This is a genomic window from Streptomyces sp. NPDC027189 (assembly GCF_055566975.1).
In genome coordinates this window covers 24,031-40,661 of sequence record NZ_JBVHRI010000039.1, presented here as the reverse complement: position 1 = coordinate 40,661, position 16,631 = coordinate 24,031, and the positions used below count along the sequence as shown (strand labels likewise).

Below are 16,631 nucleotides of genomic sequence, written 5' to 3'. Positions count from 1 at the left end.
TCGGCGTGGGCAGGCACAGTGGCGCGGTGCGCGACGGATGGCCGGACCGATCAGGAATCGAGAAGCCTGGTTCACCGGGCCGCCGCTAGCGTGACGGCCATGGACCTCACCATTCATACGGCCACCCTCCCGCAGGACGACCCGGACGCCGCCCTGGCCTTCTACCGCGACATCCTCGGCTTCGAGGTCCGCAGCGACGTCGGACAGGGCAAGATGCGCTGGATCACGGTCGGCCCCGTCGATCAGCCCGGCACGTCCATCCTCCTGGCGCCGCCGGCCGCCGGCCCCGGGATCACCGAGGGCGAGCGCCGCACCATCGTCGAGATGATGGCCAAGGGCACCTACGGCTGGATCCTGCTGGCCACCCGGGACCTCGACGCCACCTTCGAGAAGGTGCAGGCCGCCGACGCCGAGGTCGTCCAGGAGCCCATCGTCCAGCCCTACGGCATCCGCGACTGCGCCTTCCGCGATCCCGCGGGCAACCTGATCCGCATCCAAGAGCTCTGAGCCGTTCGGCAATCGATCGGCCCGCTCCCCCCGCATGTACCGAGGTTCTCCCGAACGTTGGATGAAAGGAGTTCTCTCATGTGTCATCCCGCATGGAGGCGTGCGCTGATCGCTGCGCAGCACCTGCGCGACCTCGCACGACTGCGCCAAGTCCGCGACCGGATCGACCGGGAGTACGCACAGCCGCTGAACGTCGAGGCGCTCGCCCGCGGCGCGAACATGCCGGCCGGGCACCTCAGCCGGCAGTTCCGGCTCGCCTACGACGAGTCGCCCTACACCTATCTGATGACGCGTCGTATCGAGCGTGCGATGGCACTGCTGCGACGCGGCGACCTCAGCGTCACCGAGGTCTGCCTCGCGGTCGGCTGCCCGTCGCCGGACACCTTCCGCACCCGCTTCACGGAGCTGGTCGGCATGTCGCCCAGCGCCTACCAGCGCCGCGCAACAGGCGCTGCGGCCCCGATGCCGTGGTACGTGACGAAACAGGCGACGGGATCGAGCAGGAATGAAGAAGCCCCGGCGAGCGAGCCTCAACTAGCGTGATCGTCATGACTTCCATCGCATCCCTCACCCTCGAGGTGGCCGACCCCACGGCCGCCCACCGCTTCTACACCACCGCCTTCGGGCTGGGCTCACAGGTGCGCCTGCGGGCCAGTGAGACGCCGACGACCGGCTTCCGCGGCTTCACGCTGTCGCTCACGGTGTCCCAGCCCGCCACCGTCAACGGCTTCATCGACGCCGCCCTCGAGGCCGGCGCCACGTCGCTGAAGCCGGTCACCAAGTCGCTCTGGGGCTACGGCGGCGTCGTACAGGCCCCGGACGGGACGATCTGGAAGGTCGCGACCTCGGCGAAGAAGGACACCGGCCCGGCCACCCGGGAGATCGACGAGATCGTGCTCCTGCTGGGAGCCGAGGACGTGAAGGCGAGCAAGCAGTTCTACGTCGACCAGGGCCTTGCCGTGGCCAAGAGCTTCGGCGGCAAGTACGTCGAGTTCGCCGCTGACGAGTCGAGTCCCGTCAAGCTGGCGCTGTACAAGCGCCGTGCCCTGGCCAAGGATGTCGGCGTTCCGGCCGACGGCAGCGGATCGCACCGGCTCGTGCTCGGCAGCGCCGCCGGACCCTTCACCGACCCCGACGGATTCGCCTGGGAGGCCGCGTCGCTGGCACCCACCTCGTCCTGACCCGTCCGCCCCTCGTACGCCGCGGCGTCCGGATTCCCCGCACGAGATGGCCGCGATCAAGCCCTGTAAGAGAGGAAACCTGCCATGCCGCCCACGCAGAAGTCCGCCAAGAGCACCAGCGCGGCCGCCGAGAAGCACGACGGCTTCACGGCCGAGGAACGCGACGCGATGAAGGAGCGCGCCAAGGAGCTGAAAACCGCGCGCCGCAGCCCGCGCGGGGCCAAGGCGGACACGGAGAGCGAGGTACTCGCGAAGATCGCCGAGATGCCGGAGGCGGACCGCGTCCTCGCCGAGCGGATCCACGACATCGTCAAGGCCAGCGCTCCGGACCTCACGCCGAAGCTCTGGTACGGGATGCCCGCGTATGCCAAGAACGGCAAGGTCCTCTGCTTCTTCCAGAGCGCGCAGAAGTTCAAGTCGAAGTACGCCACGCTCGGCTTCAGCGATCAGGCGGCTCTCGATGACGGCGCCATGTGGCCGACCGCCTACGCCCTGACGAAGCTGACCGCCGCCGACGAGAAGCGCATCAGCGCGCTCATCAAGAAAGCGGTGGGCTGAGGACGGCGCTCCTCGTGAGCCCAGCGACAACCGGCCCGCCCCGCAAGCCGCCCGACGGACCACCGGCCGACGGGCGGCTTGCCTCTGCGGTGGCGGGTGGGGGGAACTCCCGGCAGACATCGCGGAGTTGGCTGCCGGAAATGGGTAGGGCCTGAGAAGACCAATCGCCGCCCAGGCAGCACGGTGACGACAACGACGCCTCCACCGCAGAAGCCGCGCAGAGCGATCGGATGCCGATCGGCGCCTCGGTCCCGCACAGCAGTGGGCGGGCTGCGCGTCGTCGACGGCCTCCTGCGCCTACCGGGCGAGCAGGTGGGCGAGTTCGCCGGCCCGGGGGTGGGCAAGGAGTTCGTCCAGGCGCAGCGTGCGTCCGCAGCGCAGAGTGAGTTCGTGCAACAGGCGCATCGCCAGGAACGGGTGGCCGCCCGCTTCGAAGACGTGGACGCCGGGGTCGACGGCCTCGGTGCCGAAGACGGCCTGCCATGCCTCCTTCGCCGGGTTCCTCCGAGGATGCCCCGCCCTTCAGGCCGGGGAGGAATCGGACTCCTGTGGAGCAGGGCAGAGGTAGTCGTTTCGCCGCCAGGGCGAAACGGCGTCCACTCCGCGATGGGGTGAGCGAGCCCACCAAGATCAATTGTTCTCAACTGTCAGTCCTCCCGGATAGGTTGATGTTCATGACGACGCGAGCGCGGACGGAGGACGCCGGGCATGCCCGGTGGACGTTCCGGCTGCGGGTGTCGTCCACCGCTCGCACGGCTTTGATGGGTGAGTGGGACCGGTGCCGGTGGGTGTGGAACGAATGCGTCGCGAAGTCGAAGCAGACCCACCTGTGGAACAAGAACCGGCCCGCAGGCGTCGGGAAGCAAACGTGCGGTCCGGCGCAGCTCGACAAGATGCTGACCGAGGCCCGCACGCGTACGTCGTGGCTGTGTGAGGGCTCCTCGGTTGTGCAGCAGCAGTTGATACGGGACTTCGGGAAGTCGAAGGCCAAGGCGCAAAAGGACATCCGTGAGCGGCTGCCGATGCGGCAGCGGGCCGGGATGCCGCGCTGGAAGAAGAAGCGCGAGGCGCTGTTGACCCTGAACTACACCCGGCGCGGATTCCGCCTCAAAGACGGTCGTCTGCACCTGGCCGGGGGCATCGTGCTGACGCCTGTGTGGTCGCGGAACTTGTCCGCCGACCCGTCCAGCGTGCGCGTGTACCAGGACAGCACCGGGGCGTGGTACGCCTCCTTCGTCGTCCCGGCCGAGAGCGAACCGCTGCCCGGAACCGGGCGCGTGATCGGCATCGACTGGGGCGTGAAGGAGACCGCGACCACCACATCCGACGAACACGATCTTCCCCATGCCCAGCACGGGAAGACCGCCGCGCAGAAGCTGGCCCGGTATCAGCGGATGATGGGCCGCCGCAAACCCGCGAAGGGTCAGGCCGGATCGAAGGGCTACCGCAAGGCCACGGCGCAGACGGCGAAGCTGCACAGGAAGGTGGCCCGGCAACGCCAGGACACCGCCCGCAAGTGGGCCAAGAAGGTTGTCCGCGACCATGACGCCCTGGCGGTGGAGGACTTCCGGCCCAAGTTCCTCGCCAAGACCACCATGGCCCGCAAAGCGGCCGATGCCGCCATCAGCGCCACCAAGACGGCGCTGATCGAGATGGGGCGCAAGCACGGGCGGGACGTCCGCCTCGTGCACCCCGCGCACACCACGATGGACTGCGCGCAGTGCGGAGCGAGAACCAAGCACGCACTACCTCTCTCAGAACGAACTTACGCCTGCACCGCGTGCGGAGCCGTCTCTCCTCGGGACAAGAACTCCGCCCGCGTCATGCTGGTCCGGGCAGGTCTAGACCCGGCTAGTGCTGATCGTGGAAGTCCAGAAGGGGCGCTGCCCCGCCTGGCAGCGTGAGCTAGGAATCCCCGCTCAGCCCTGAAGGAGAGAATCCCCTCCCTTCAGGGAGGGGAGTAGTCAACAGCTGGGTCTGAGGGCCTTCGGGCCAGGTCACGTCGGCACCGGCGGGATCGGCCACGGGCTCGGCGCGGTCCGGCATCCGCGGCAGGTCCGCCTCCGGCAGACCGGCGACGATGTCGGCGACGGTCGTCAACGCGTCGGCCGTGGCGGGAAGTTCGCGCAGCAGCCGGGCGCACTGGCCGACCAGCCGGCCGGCATCGGCGTCGGCGATCCGGCCGCGGTCGTGCACGGCGGTGAGGACCAGGCTGCCGTCCACGTCGGGGTGGGCGAGCAGGGTGATGGGGAAAGCGGTCTGGAACCCGGCGGCCTGCGGGAGCCCGACGCGGATGTCGTGTGCGGCGAGGGCGGACTCCAGGCTCTGGGAGGAGCGCGGGTAGTTCTCGAAGACGATCAGGCTCTCGACGAGTTTCTCGTCGGCCCTGCGTCCGCTCCACTCGTGGATCTGTCCGGTCGACACCCACTCGTAGGCGGCCATGTCGAGCGCCTGGTCACGCAGTTCGGTCAGCAGCCGGGCCACGGTGTGGCGGGGGTCGACCTGGATGATCACGGGCAGTGAGTTCATCAGCAGCCCGGGGAGGCGTTCCACGGCGTCGAGGGAAATGCCACGGCCGGACACCAAGACACCGAACCCGACCGGGGCGGGCCCCTCGGCGCCGCCCGCTTTGTACAGCAGCAGCGCCCACACGGCCTGGAGCGCGCTGGACTCGGTGGCGGCGCAGGCGGCCGCCCAGGCCCGGAGCCGGTCGCACTCGGCACGGCTGAGCCGGACCTCCGCGCGGCCCCAGCCGCTCTGGCCGGTCGCGGGGCCGGGAAGCGCCGGCCGTACCGCCGGCGCGGCGGACGGCACCGCCGCCGACCAGAACTCGCGCGCCGCAGCGGTGTCCTGCTCGGCCAGCCAGCGTGCGTAGTCGCGGATGTCGGGGCGCCGTTCGCTGCCCGGCAGGGAGCCCGCGGCGAGGTAGGCCCGGTAGAACTCCTGGAGCAGGACGGACACGCTCCAGCCGTCGAGGAGCACGTGGTGGAAGGTGATCAGGACACGGGTCGAGGGAGTCCGCCCGGCGTCGGCGGCGTCGGCGTCGTCCACGAGGGTGGCTCGCAGCAGTCCCGGCACGCGCAGGTCGAAGCCGCGCAGCCGGTCCCGTTCGATCACCTCGTCCCAGTCGACGGTGCCCGTGGGATGGCGGACCACCTCGGCGGCGGCCTGGTCGTGCACCACGATGCACGGCTCCTCGTCCCAGTCGAACGCGGCCCGCAGCACGGTCTCGCAGTCGAAGACGGACTGCCAGGCAGCGGTGAACCGGTCGGTGTCCAGCGGGCCGTGCCAGCGCCAGAACAGCTGCTGCACGTAGCGGCCGGTACCGCGGTGGGCCAGCGCGTCCAGCAGCAGAGCGTGCTGCTGGGGTGTGAGCGGCAGCGTCTGCGGCGCGGCGCAGGGCGCTTCGTCGAGCCGCTCGCGCCCGTTCGCCCCGGCGGCGTCGGCGGCGTCGGCGGCGGCCTGAACCGCCTGGTGGGCGCGGGCGGTGACGTGGGCGCCGAATCCGCTGGGAGCGGCACCGGGGATCTCGCCGTCCTCGCAGGCGCCGAGCAGGTCGGCGAGGAGCAGGCCTGCCAACTCGCCGTCGACGACGACGCGGTGCACGACGAGCAGCAGTGTGTGGTGCTCGGGCCCGTGGGCGATCAGCACGGCGCGCAGCACACCGACGCGTTCCAGGTCGAGTTCCCGACGGGCCTCGGCCAGCAGGGCCGGGGTGGGCGCGTGGCCAAAGACGGCGCTGGTGCGGCGCTCCAGGCGGGGGACGCGGGCCGGGTCGACATCGAGGCAGGGCAGCCCATCCGCACCGTCGCGCACCCGCGCGGACAGCAGCGGGTGGCGGGTGACGAGACGGGCCAGGGCGCTGTCCAGGTCGCCGTCGTCCAGCGGGCCACGCAGGTCGATGGCGAGCGGCACGTTGGGCGAGTTGTGGGGGTCGGCCCGGTGCCGGCGCAGCAGTCCCAGCTGCTCCTTTGTCAGGGGTACGGTGCCCGCCTCGTCCGTCCCTGGACCGGCGGTCGCGGCGGGCGGCGCGCTTGGGGGCTGGAACTTGGTCATCGGGTGTCTCCTGGGTCGGAATCCGAGGCTTGGGTTCATCCGGGCACACCTCGGCTCGGTGGTCGCCACCGTCCGGGCACGAGTGTGGTGCGCGCCGCCGACACGTCGCTGACGTGCGGCTGATGCGGCGCGCGGCGGTCAGCTGTGGCCCGAGCGGGCCTCGATGGGGGCCGCGAGGCGGTCCGGACCGACCCTGCTGTCGTGTGCGGTCAACACGGAGCAGGACAGCCGTAGTCGGCGCAGTCCGCCGGGGGCCGCCGCAGAAGCGGTGCGGCACCGGAGCCGTGCCGAGAGCGGCGAGCACGTGCCGGCCCAGGACGGCGGTGCGCCGCCCTGCGTGCGGCGCTGTGGGCGCGGCGAGGACACCGGCACGGCGCGCGGGGCGGCGAGCCGGTGGGCGCGCTCGCGCGCAGATGCGCGCGCCAGGCGGCCTGTGCGGCGGGCAACTCGCCTACGCCCCCTGCTTCCCGGTCGGCCTCAAGGACCCGTGAGCGCGTGCGGGTCCGGGCGCGCCACGCGGTGGCGGGGAGGAGTCCGCCATGACCGCGGCGAAGCCCGGATCGAGCATGGTGCGCGCCGACATGTCGTGTGCCGTGTCCAGGCCCGCGTCGTGGCAGGCGGTGCTCAACACATAGCGGCCCAGGACCCGGTGCGTGGCGAAGGCCCACTCGGCACGGGAGGCGAGCGTGCCGTCCGGGGCGAGCAGGCGGCCCGTGCGCAGGCCGAAGCCGAACTCGGTGAAGCGCAGCCGCATCCCCTGGCCGAGCGCCTTGGTGTAGGCCTCCTTCAGCGTCCACAACCGCAGTGTCTGCTCGGTCTGTTCGTCCTCCGCCAGCGGGGCCAGTTCGGCTGCCTCCGTCGGCGTGCACATCTGGGCCTGCAGCAGGTCGAAGCGCATCTGGCGGTCGGCGGGCTCCACGTCGACGCCGATCCGTCCGTCTCTGCTGAGCCCGACCGCCATCAGGTCACCGGTGTGGGTGAGGCTCAGATCGAGCTGGTCGAAGCCGCGCAGATACGGGCGCCCGCCGAGCCGGTAGGAAACGTCCAGCAACTCCGGTCCGGTGCGCAGCGCGGCCGCCGCCGTGTACTTCATCAGCAGGCGTGAGGCGACGAATCGGTGGCGCACTGTCGGGTCGGCGATGCGCCGGCAGCGGGCCCAGTCCCGCCGCCCGAGCAGCCGGCGCAGTCTGGGCTGGGTGAGAGCGGCGGGCAGCCATTCACCCCAGGTGGTGTGGACGACCGCATGGCCGTGGGCGCTCAGTTGCTCGTGCACCTGCCGCCACGGCCCGGCGGGCAGGACATGGATGGGCTCGCCGATCGCCTGCTGATCCACGGTGGCTCCCTTCTAGCCCGCGATGCGCGTGTCGTACAGGTCGAAGCTGCGGCTTGCCCGGAACCGCAGGAGTACCTCCTTAAGGACGGACTGCCTGACGCCGTCGGGCAGTTCGGGGACCGGGACGCCGAGCCTGCGTCCGATCCGGGAGAGGGCGAGCACCAGCCAGGCCGGCTGCGCGAGGAAGGAGTCCGTGCCGTCCTTGCCCTCCCACACCCCCAGGCATGCGGCGGCGGCGAGCACCAGGACGTAGCGGTCGACGAGGACGCAGGCCCGCGGGTCGGCGAGCGTGTCCCGCACCGATTCCGGGAGCGCGCCGCACTGCTCGCGCAAGTCGCGCATCTCCTGGACGAAGGCGTCCGCGAGATCGGCGAGTGCCGTCCCCAGCGGGCCGGCGGCGCGCAGCGGCCCGAGCCGTTCGGCGGCGCCGAGGAGAGTCGCGGTGAGCACGTCGTCGCCGCCCGACAGGGACAGCGCGCGGTAGTCCAGGTCCGGGACGGGAGTGGACAGCCGGAACAGGCGCGCGGTGGGCTCCTTGGTGGAGAACCACGACGTGCGGGCGAGGGCGCGCAGCCGCGGCACCAGCACGGCCTGGCAGGCCGCGCTGCCGGCATGGCCGAGCCCGGCGACGGGCAGGTCCCGCCCGAGTTTCTGGAAGCCGCCGTACAAAGGCCCCCGGTCGTAGCCGTGGGCCCCCAGGACGGTGGCCAGCTCCTCCAGGTCCTCGCGCAGCAGGTCCTGCATGGCCAACTTGACGGCAGCGGCCACCAGATGGGCACTGTCGGGCAGCAGGCTCAGCGCACGCAGTCCGATGACGGCCATGCTGTCGCAGGCCAGCAGGTCGGCGAAGACACCGGCGAGCACCGCGTGGTGACGGCGCGCCGGCTGTCCGCCGGCGCGGCCGGTGGTCGCGGCCCGCACCGCGAAACGCAGAGCGCTGTCGACCCCGGCGACGACGGTGGCGGGGATCAGGCAGCGGTTGACCATGAAGGTGCGCAGGGCGAGCGGGACACCGTCACCGATGTCTCCGACGAGGGTGCCGGCGGGGACGGGGCAGTTGGTGAACTCCAGTCCCGCGAACCGGTTGCCGCGCATTCCGGGGGTGGGAACCCGCGGCAGTCTGCGCAGACCGCCCGGCGGGAGCCGCTCACGATCGAGCAGCAGCACGGAGTGGCTTTTCGGGCCTGCCGAGGTCGCCGTGCGCGCGTACATGACGAACGCGTCCGCCCGCTCGGCGTTGATGATGACGTCCTTTTGGCCGCCGAGGACAAAGCCGCCGCCGGGGGCGGGGCGCGCCGTGAACTCGTCGCGCAGGATCGCGTTCGCGTGGGTCAGTTCGTGGTGCAGGATCGTGACACGGCCGCCGCCCCCGGAGAGCAGATGCCGGGCTGTGCGCTCGCGTTGCTGGTCGTCGCCCGCCGCCCAGACGGCGGACGCGCCGAACAGGGCCGTGATCCCGTAACCGAAGCCGAGGGCGACGTCGCGGCGGAAGACCGGTCGCAGCACGCGGGCGAGCATGTCGGGGCGGGCGAGCCGGCCACCGAGCTCCCGGGGGACGAACTCGGCGGCGAGCCCGGCATCGGTGAGCAGCGCCTCGGTGGCCTGCGGCGTGCGGCGCCGCTCGTCGGCGTCGAGAAGCCAGCGATAGCCGTGCGGGTTGCGCGGATCGGCCGGGTCGCCGAGGAGTTCCTCGATCCACGCGGCGCGCTCGGCGCCGTCGGACGGCGCGGCGTCGGCCGCGGATGTCCGGGGGATCAGCGTGCCCGTCACAGGACTGTGACCGCGCTCTCTGCGTGCTTCTTGGCGAGGTTGAGCGTCGCCGTGCTGTTGCGGCCCAGAGCCTGCCTGACGTAGCGGCGGGCCTCGCTCACCTCCGCGTCCTCGCCCAGCACCTTCGTGATGTTCTCCTCGCGCAGCACGACACTGTGCTGTGCGAGGACGGTGACGCCCCTCTCGTCGGGTACGACGGACCATTCACCGGTGTGCGCCGACATCAGCAGCGGGGTGGCCGTCTGCTTGTAGACGATGCGTCCGGCGTGCGGGAAGCAGACCCGGACGGATTCGGTGGTGTGCGAGGAGCCGTCGGCCGTGCGCGTGTCCATCGACATGACCTGGACGCCGGGCTGGTCCTCGGTGAAGTCGAGCCGGGAGACGTGCGGCACCAGTTCGGGCCAGTCGCCGATCCGGTAGAGGAAGTCGTAGACCAGCTCTGCCGGTCCGTTCACGCGCACCGAGTCCTCGAACGACAGGACCAGGTCGTCGAGGCGGCCCCACTGCTCGGCGAGCCGGCGCAGATTGTCCAGCTCCGCACGGCTGTTGGTGTCGGTGGCCCGCTCCACCCATGCCACGTCGTCCGGGTTGTCCGCGGCGACAGTGAAGTCGTGCAGCAGCGTCAGCCGGGACCGGTCGGCGCCGAGCGCGTCGACGATCCAGGTGCCGCCCATGGACTGGACGGGGGCGGCGGGCAGTTCCTGCCGGAACTCGACGCGCCGCCGCTGCGGATCCAGGGTGCGGCGCGAGGTCCACGACTTGACCTGGCCGTTGGCGGTGGCCCACATGCGCAGCCGCTCGCGCCCGCCGTCGAACTCGAGCTGCTCCACGTGCACGTTGGGCGGGAAGAACAGCGGCCAGCGGATGGCGTCGGAGATCAACCCGTACAGCACGCCCGCCGGCGCGGCCACGGTCACCTCGTGCGTCGTGCGATGCACTGGCTCAGCGGACATGGCCAGTTCCTCACTTTCCGGATCAGGAGAGGGTTCGTAACTGCTGCGGGTTTCGTCATCGGATCTCAGCGTTTGTCAACTTCTGTTACTGGTCGGGGTGTTGTCGGTGGTGGCCGGTAGCCTGACCGGGTGATCGTCACGCATGCCTACCGGTTTGCGCTGGACCCGACGCCCGGTCAGGTCGGCGCGCTGCTGCGGCATGCCGGTGCGGCCCGGGTGGCGTTCAACTGGGGTATCGCGCAGGTGAAGGCGAACCTCGGGCAGCGGGAGGCGGAGGGGTCCTACGGCATTGCCGAGGACGATCTGACGCCGTCGTTCGGCTGGTCGATGTATTCCCTGCGCAAGGCCTGGAACGCAGCGAAGAGCGAGGTGGCGCCGTGGTGGGCGGAGTGCTCGAAGGAGGCGTACGCCACCGGGCTGGAGCAGCTCGCCCGGGCCTTGAAGAACTGGGCCGATTCCAAGCGCGGCAAGCGCAAGGGCCTGCGGATGGGCTTTCCTCGCTACAAGTCGAAGCGGAAGACCATGGCGTCGGTTCGGTTCACCACCGGCACGATCCGCTTGGAAGACGACCGCAGGCATGTCACGCTCCCGGTCCTGGGAACGATCAGGACGCATGAGTCCACACGGAAGCTGCACCGCCGGATCGCGGCCGGTAGGGCGGTGGTGAAGTCGGCGACCGTCCGCCGCGAGGCGGGCCGCTGGTTCGTGTCCTTCACCTGCGAAGTCGAGCGCGCCGAGACTACCCCGGGCCGGGCGGATGCGGTGATCGGCGTCGACCTGGGCATCAGGCACCTCGCGGTGTTCTCCGACGGCCGCCCGGCCGCCGAGAATCCCAAGCACTACGACGCCGCGCGCCGCAAGCTCGGCCGCCTGTCCCGTACGGTCGCCCGCCGCCTGGGCCCTGACCGGCGCACCGGGCAGCAGCCCTCGAAGCGCTGGCAGCGCGCGGATGCGGCCCGCAACCGGGTGCACTACCGCACCGCGAACCTGCGGCGGGACGCGCTCCACAAGCTCACCACCAGCCTGGCCCGCGAGTACGGCACGATCGTGGTGGAAGACCTCAACGTCTCGGGGATGCTCAAGAACCGCAGACTCGCCCGCGTCGTGGCCGACGCCGGGTTCGGCGAGATCCGGCGTCAACTCGCCTACAAGACCCAGTGGAACGGCGGAACGCTCGAAGTGGCGGACCGCTGGTTCCCCAGCAGCAAGACGTGTTCCGGATGCCAGGCAGTGACACCCAAACTGCCTCTGCGGATACGGATGTACGTGTGCGAACACTGCGGACTCGTCCTCGACCGGGACGAGAACGCGGCACTGAACCTCGCCGCGCTCGTGAAGCGGCACGTCGCCGGGAGTGGCCCGGAGACAGAAAACGGACGTGGAGCCGACCGTAAGACCCCGCCCTGCGGGGCCGGTGGCGTTGAAGCGTCTACCCCGCATTGACACCTCCCGGTATTGAGTGAGACGGGGACCTTCGCCCAGCAATGGGCGAATCACCGAGATTCGTAGAAACTCGGTGAACGGCGCGGTCAGAAGTTGCCCAGGCCACCACAGACGTTGAGCGCCTGTGCGGTGATGGATGCGGCGTGCTCGGTGGTCAGGTAGCCGACGAGGCCCGCGACCTCCTGCGGTGTGGAGTAGCGGCCGAGCGGGATCTTCGCCTCGAACTGCTCCTGCACGTGCTCCTGCGTGGTGCCCCAGGCGCTGGCATAGCCCTGGCGGACCCGCTCGGCCATCGGCGTCTCGACGTAGCCGGGGCAGACCGCGTTGACGGTCACGCCGCTGGGGGCGAGCTCCTTGCCGAGCGCCTTGGTGAAGCCGACGACCCCGTGCTTGGAGGCGGAGTAGGGGGCACCGAGCAGGACGCCCTGCTTGCCGGCGGTCGAGGCGATGTTGATGATGCGTCCGCCGCGGGCGTCGGCCAGGCCGCCGTTCTTGAGCACCTCGCGCGTGAGCAGGAAGACGCTGTTGAGGTTGGTGTCGATGACGTCGTACCAGAGCTCGTCGGAGATGCCGGCGGTGGGGCCGCCGCCGCTGCGCCCGGCGTTGTTGACCAGGACGCTGATCGGGCCGAAGGCGTCGACGGCGGCACGGACGAGCGCTGTGATGGACTCCGCGGAGCGCACGTCGGCGACGGTGCCCTCGGCTTCCAGGCCCTCCTCGCGCAGGTCCTCGACGGTCTGCTTGACCTGCTCTGCGGTGCGCGCGCAGATGAACACGCGGTGGCCGCGACGGCCGAGGTCGCGGGCGACGGCCAGACCGATGCCGCTTGTCGCGCCTGTGACCAGGGCGACCGGCTTCGCGGGCGACGGTGAGGACGGGGATGACGTCATCGTGTTCTCTCCATTTCCATGGCGCCGGTTGTGCTCTCGGTCTCGACCGTGTCCTGAACGGCTCGAAGGCCGCCGGAGGGCCGCTTGAGAGGCGCTGCACAATCACCGGCCACGAGGTGGACCGGGGCGAGCGCCTCGGCGAGCGCCCCTGGGGTCAGCAGGTCGCCCCGTGCGGCGAGGTAGCCGTCGGGCCGCACGAGCGCCCAGGAGCCCGCCTCCAGGCCGAGGGCGGCGCACAGGGTGCCGTCCGGGTCGGGCAGCGGCCCGGGTCCCGCGCCGCTGCCGCCGACGCAGCGCACGGACAGCCAGGCGCCGAACCGGTGGGCCGCCTCGCACGCCGCGCGCACAACAACGCTGTCGGCGTCGTGGCCGCCGGGGGCGACGAGCAGGGACCAGCGCACGTCGCGCAGTTCGCACACCAGCGCGTCACTGACCGTGGCCGCGCCGGACACGCGTTCGCCGGGTGCGGGCCCGTGCCGTCGGCGCGCGCCGGTGACGGGCGGGGCGACGGCCGTGGTCAGGGACGAGCCGGCGTAGTCCAGGCGCAGCCCCGACATGCCGCCCAGCACCTTGCGCTGGATGGCGCGGCGCAGCGGGGGCACGGCGCGGACGACACAGAAGACGAGCGGCAGGGCCACCGCGGCCAGGGCGTTCTTGAACTGGACCAGCCACGTGGCGGTGCGCGTCGAGTCGAGCAGGGCCTTGCCGACCGGGACCCGCTCCTGCCCGTAGGTGTCGAGCAACGGCCGCCCCGCGTAACCCCGGTGGACCGTGGCGAGCTTCCAGGCGAGGTTGTACGCCTCCTGGATGCCGGTGTTCATCCCCTGCCCGGAAGCCGGGCTGTGCACATGGGCGGCGTCACCCGCGACGAACACGCGGCCCTCGTGCATCCGCGGGACCATGCGCTGCTGGAAGGTGAAGACGGACGTCCACTCGGGCTCGCCGACCCGTACGGCGGTGCCCAGGCCCCGGGAGAGCTTGGTGGCGCACCGCTCGGCGGGGCCCATCGCACCGGGGCTGTCGGGGGCCGTGTCGAGCAGGCGCCAGTGGCCCTCACGGGCGTAGGGAACCATCATCAGGGCCTGGCCGCCGGTGTGGACCCAGTAGATGCTGTCGGGCGGCAGGTCCATCTGGACGGGGGCGTCGAGGAGCATCCAGGTGTCGCGGCTCTCGCCGAGCAGCGGCAGGCCGAGGGTCTTGCGGACGGTGCTGTGGCCGCCGTCGCAGCCCACGAGCCAGGGCACCGTGCAGATTTCCTCCATCTCGTCGGCGCTGTCACCGTGGGTCAGTCGCGCTCGTACGCCCGTCGCGTTCTGCTCGAACCCCGACAGACGCACGCCCCATTCGACCTCCACGCCGAGCCGGGCGACGGCCGCGCGCAGCACGGCCTCGGTGCGGGTCTGCTCGATGATGACGGTGTAGGGGTAGCGGGTGGGCATCGAGGTGTAGTCGGCGTCGAGGCGGACCAGGCGTCGGCCGGTGGCGTACATGGTGAACGCCCTGTTGCGGCGGCCGTGCTGGAGGATGCCGTCGACTGTTCCCATCTGGTCGAAGGTCTCCAGGGTGCGCGGGTGGACGGCGACGGCGCGGCTGGTGCGGGAGGGCCCGGCCGCGGCGTCGACGAGGCGCACCCGCAGGCCCCTGCGGGCCAGTTCGTGGGCGGCGGTGAGGCCGACCGGTCCGGCTCCCACGACGAGGACGTCGGGGCCGGCGGGGACGTCGGGGTCGGCGGCCGCGGGGCCGGAGCTCATCACAGGCCGGCCGCAACCGGCACGGCGGTAATCACGCGGCCGGCGACGGCGAGGAACGGTCGGATTCCTCCGAGGACGCCCCGGCCTTCAGGCCGGGGAGGAATCGGACTCCTGCGGAGCAGGGCAGGAAACGGGGTTTCGCCCCCAGGGCGAAAAACCGCCCACATGATCGGGTACGGTGCCCACCGTGCGTTGCGAGAACCAAGCGCGCACGGCGTGCTGAGCGAGAGCCAGGCCAGCACAGCAGCATCCTCCAAAACTTCATGTGTCCGGGCTGGTTCCAACCCGGCTGGTGTTGATCGTGTAAGACCTGGTGGACCGCCGGTCCGCAGGCGAGGTGAGCCAGGAATCCCCCTGCTTCAGCTGGGGGAGGGTTCAACATGGCGGGTCTCCTGTCGGGCGGGCGGAAGGACGCTGAGTGGGGTTCAGGGCGTCGGCTGCGGCGGCGAGGGCGCGCACCTTGTGCCTCAGCGCCTGCCGTTCGACCTTGCCGGTGGGGGTGCGGGGCACGGCGTTAAGGGCCGCAACCCTGCGGATCCGCTCGAAGGGGGCGAGCCGCCGGTTGGCCTCCTCGACGACCGAGTCCAGCGTGTCGAGGACGGTGCGCGCGGCGCGCCGCCCGGGGCCGGGCGACTCGCTCAGGACGATGCCCGCCCACACGACGGCGCCGTGCTCCGCGTCCGGCCAGCCCACGACGACGCATTCGGCGACCCTCGGGTCCTCGGCGATGATCCGCTCGACGCCGGTCGGTGACACGAGTTCGTTGTCGTACTTGAAGACGTCGCCGAGCCGGTCCACCAGGAACAGACGGCCCTCCGCGTCGAGCCGGCCGACGTCACCGGTGGACAACCAGCCCTCCGCGTCGATGCCAGACGGCTCGTCGTCGCTCAGGTAACCGGCCATCACCTGGGGTCCGCGCACCTGCACTTCACCGGTGGACCACACCGCGACGGGCTCCCGCGAGCCGAGGCCCACGACCCGGCATTGGGTGCCGGGCAGGGGCGGGCCGACGGCGCCGCGCACCGCGGGCTCGCCCAGCCGCTGCATGTGGGACAGCGGGGAGAGTTCGGCCAGGCCGTAGCCCTGGACGACGGGGACGCCGAGCGCGTGGCGCAGGCGGCGGGCGGCCTCGGGTGCCAGCGCGGCGCCGCCGGACATGACCGCGGTCAGCCGCGGGCCCGCCGGGATTCCCGCACAGGCGGTGGTCAGCCGTGGGTCGTCGGCGAGCCGGTGCAGGCGGGCGGGCAGCCCGTAGTAGTGGGTGGCGCCCACCCGGGCGGCCAGGGCGAGCGAGGCCACCGGGTCCGGGTCCTGGCACAGGACCTGTGAAGCGCCCGCGCACACCGCCGAGTTGAGGTGCATCACATGGAACAGCGGCAGGTGGTTGAGGGTGACCGAGCCGGGTCCCAGGCGCTGGGCCGCAGCGGTCTGGGCGGCGTTGGCGACGAGGTTGCGGTGGGTGAGCCTAACTCCCTTGGGGCGTCCGGTGGTCCCGGTGGTGAACTGCACGCACACCACCGAGGACGGATCGGCGGCCGGCCCGCCCGGCTCGTACGGCTCCTCGGACAGCCCGTCGAGGGCCGTGCGCAGCGGGAGGGTGTCACCGGGGACGACCCCGTCATCGGCGTCGGTGACGACGACGGTGTGCAGCAGCGGCAGCCGCTCGCGCAGCTTCAGCAGCCGCTCGGCGGTGGCTGCCGGGACCAGGACGATCTCGATGCCGGCGGCGGTGCAGAGGTGGTGCAGCGCCCTGTCGTTCACCAGCGGATTGATCAGGGCGACGGTGTTGCCGCTGCGGCTCGTGCCGTAGTAGGCGGCGGGAAAGACCGCGTCGAGGGTGTTGGCCACGCCGACCACGGCGCCCCGGCGGCCGACGGCGCGGGCGAGGAAGCGGGCGATCCGGTCGGCGTGGGCGTCGAGCTGCCCGAAGGTGACGGTGCCCCGCCCAGTGGTGAGGGCGGGCGCGTGGGGATCGCGTGCGGCGGCGCGGCGCAGGAGTCCGTCCAGTGGCAGTTGCGGGTAGCTGAAGTGCGGCACGGCGTAGGCCCCCTTCGACGGGTCGACGGGCTGGCTGGTTGACGTGGTGGTGCGCACCACGCTCGGGGCCGGGGCTTGAGAGAGGTTCGAAACTCGCTCGACCCCGGCCTCAGAACGTGAGGGGAATCGACGGAGCCCGTTGCCTCACCGAA

13 protein-coding genes and 1 pseudogene are annotated in these 16,631 nt (G+C 71.5%); 6 read left to right on the top strand and 8 right to left on the bottom strand.

Annotated features, from left to right (window positions below):
- The first annotated feature begins 99 nt into the window (after positions 1 to 99).
- The 4 genes from ACZ4RZ_RS45925 (at position 100) to ACZ4RZ_RS45910 (ending at position 2,246) form a co-directional block, all read left to right on the top strand.
- Positions 100 to 507 (top strand): VOC family protein, encoded by a 408-nt coding sequence (locus ACZ4RZ_RS45925; protein WP_467753527.1) that lies wholly within the window; start codon positions 100 to 102, stop codon positions 505 to 507.
- 78 nt (positions 508 to 585) lie between these two features.
- The gene (locus tag ACZ4RZ_RS45920; RefSeq protein ID WP_467753526.1) at positions 586 to 1,050 is read left to right on the top strand and encodes a helix-turn-helix transcriptional regulator; all 465 of its coding nucleotides are present in this window, start codon (positions 586 to 588) and stop codon (positions 1,048 to 1,050) included.
- Positions 1,051 to 1,055: 5 nt separating this feature from the next.
- Positions 1,056 to 1,688, top strand: a complete 633-nt coding sequence (locus ACZ4RZ_RS45915) for a glyoxalase (RefSeq protein ID WP_467753525.1) — start codon at positions 1,056 to 1,058, stop codon at positions 1,686 to 1,688.
- An 84-nt stretch (positions 1,689 to 1,772) separates the two neighbouring features.
- Positions 1,773 to 2,246: an iron chaperone gene (locus ACZ4RZ_RS45910; protein WP_467753524.1), complete on the top strand. Its 474-nt coding sequence runs from the start codon at positions 1,773 to 1,775 to the stop codon at positions 2,244 to 2,246.
- Positions 2,247 to 2,543: 297 nt separating this feature from the next.
- Here ACZ4RZ_RS45910 and ACZ4RZ_RS45905 read toward each other — a convergent pair.
- A pseudogene (locus ACZ4RZ_RS45905) lies at positions 2,544 to 2,726 on the bottom strand (phosphopantetheine-binding protein); the annotation flags it as partial.
- 194 nt (positions 2,727 to 2,920) lie between these two features.
- Between ACZ4RZ_RS45905 and ACZ4RZ_RS45900 the strand changes: the two are divergent.
- Positions 2,921 to 4,150 (top strand): RNA-guided endonuclease InsQ/TnpB family protein, encoded by a 1,230-nt coding sequence (locus ACZ4RZ_RS45900; protein ID WP_467753523.1) that lies wholly within the window; start codon positions 2,921 to 2,923, stop codon positions 4,148 to 4,150.
- Between the two features lies 1 nt (position 4,151).
- Here the strand turns inward: ACZ4RZ_RS45900 and ACZ4RZ_RS45895 are convergent, their stop codons facing one another.
- The 4 genes from ACZ4RZ_RS45895 to ACZ4RZ_RS45880 form a co-directional block, all read right to left on the bottom strand.
- A complete protein-coding gene (locus ACZ4RZ_RS45895; protein ID WP_467753522.1) occupies positions 4,152 to 6,302 on the bottom strand; it encodes a condensation domain-containing protein in 2,151 nt (716 codons plus the stop codon).
- Between the two features lie 451 nt (positions 6,303 to 6,753).
- Entirely contained in the window at positions 6,754 to 7,635 is an 882-nt protein-coding gene (locus ACZ4RZ_RS45890) for a 4'-phosphopantetheinyl transferase family protein (protein WP_467753521.1), read from the bottom strand.
- A 12-nt stretch (positions 7,636 to 7,647) separates the two neighbouring features.
- Positions 7,648 to 9,405 carry an acyl-CoA dehydrogenase gene (locus tag ACZ4RZ_RS45885; RefSeq protein WP_467753520.1) on the bottom strand — a complete coding sequence of 586 codons (1,758 nt, stop codon included), beginning with the start codon at positions 9,403 to 9,405 and terminating at the stop codon, positions 7,648 to 7,650.
- Entirely contained in the window at positions 9,402 to 10,358 is a 957-nt protein-coding gene (locus tag ACZ4RZ_RS45880; protein WP_467753519.1) for an aromatase/cyclase, read from the bottom strand. The genes ACZ4RZ_RS45885 and ACZ4RZ_RS45880 overlap by 4 nt, the downstream gene beginning before the upstream one ends.
- A 129-nt stretch (positions 10,359 to 10,487) precedes the next feature.
- Here ACZ4RZ_RS45880 and tnpB point away from each other — a divergent pair, with 129 nt between their 5' ends.
- Positions 10,488 to 11,801, top strand: a complete 1,314-nt coding sequence (gene tnpB / locus ACZ4RZ_RS45875) for an IS607 family element RNA-guided endonuclease TnpB (protein ID WP_467753518.1) — start codon at positions 10,488 to 10,490, stop codon at positions 11,799 to 11,801.
- Between the two features lie 86 nt (positions 11,802 to 11,887).
- Here tnpB and fabG read toward each other — a convergent pair whose 3' ends face one another.
- The 3 genes from fabG to ACZ4RZ_RS45860 all read right to left on the bottom strand — a co-directional run bounded on the left by fabG (position 11,888) and on the right by ACZ4RZ_RS45860 (position 16,539).
- A complete protein-coding gene (gene fabG / locus ACZ4RZ_RS45870; RefSeq protein WP_467753517.1) occupies positions 11,888 to 12,691 on the bottom strand; it encodes a 3-oxoacyl-ACP reductase FabG in 804 nt (267 codons plus the stop codon).
- Entirely contained in the window at positions 12,688 to 14,442 is a 1,755-nt protein-coding gene (locus ACZ4RZ_RS45865) for an FAD-dependent oxidoreductase (protein ID WP_467753516.1), read from the bottom strand. The genes fabG and ACZ4RZ_RS45865 overlap by 4 nt, the downstream gene beginning before the upstream one ends.
- A gap of 375 nt (positions 14,443 to 14,817) precedes the next feature.
- On the bottom strand, positions 14,818 to 16,539 hold the full coding sequence (locus tag ACZ4RZ_RS45860; RefSeq protein ID WP_467753515.1) for a class I adenylate-forming enzyme family protein: 1,722 nt from the start codon (positions 16,537 to 16,539) through the stop codon (positions 14,818 to 14,820).
- Between the last annotated feature and the right edge of the window lie 92 nt (positions 16,540 to 16,631).

Bases quoted from the DNA above. Each gene is read 5' to 3' on its own strand.
- fabG (WP_467753517.1), bottom strand. From the start codon at position 12,691: ATGACGTCATCCCCGTCCTCACCGTCGCCCGCGAAGCCGGTCGCCCTG.
- ACZ4RZ_RS45920 (WP_467753526.1), top strand. From the start codon at position 586: ATGTGTCATCCCGCATGGAGGCGTGCGCTGATCGCTGCGCAGCACCTG.
- ACZ4RZ_RS45900 (WP_467753523.1), top strand. From the start codon at position 2,921: ATGACGACGCGAGCGCGGACGGAGGACGCCGGGCATGCCCGGTGGACG.
- ACZ4RZ_RS45895 (WP_467753522.1), bottom strand. From the start codon at position 6,302: ATGACCAAGTTCCAGCCCCCAAGCGCGCCGCCCGCCGCGACCGCCGGT.
- ACZ4RZ_RS45880 (WP_467753519.1), bottom strand. From the start codon at position 10,358: ATGTCCGCTGAGCCAGTGCATCGCACGACGCACGAGGTGACCGTGGCC.
- ACZ4RZ_RS45910 (WP_467753524.1), top strand. From the start codon at position 1,773: ATGCCGCCCACGCAGAAGTCCGCCAAGAGCACCAGCGCGGCCGCCGAG.
- ACZ4RZ_RS45925 (WP_467753527.1), top strand. From the start codon at position 100: ATGGACCTCACCATTCATACGGCCACCCTCCCGCAGGACGACCCGGAC.
- ACZ4RZ_RS45915 (WP_467753525.1), top strand. From the start codon at position 1,056: ATGACTTCCATCGCATCCCTCACCCTCGAGGTGGCCGACCCCACGGCC.
- ACZ4RZ_RS45865 (WP_467753516.1), bottom strand. From the start codon at position 14,442: ATGAGCTCCGGCCCCGCGGCCGCCGACCCCGACGTCCCCGCCGGCCCC.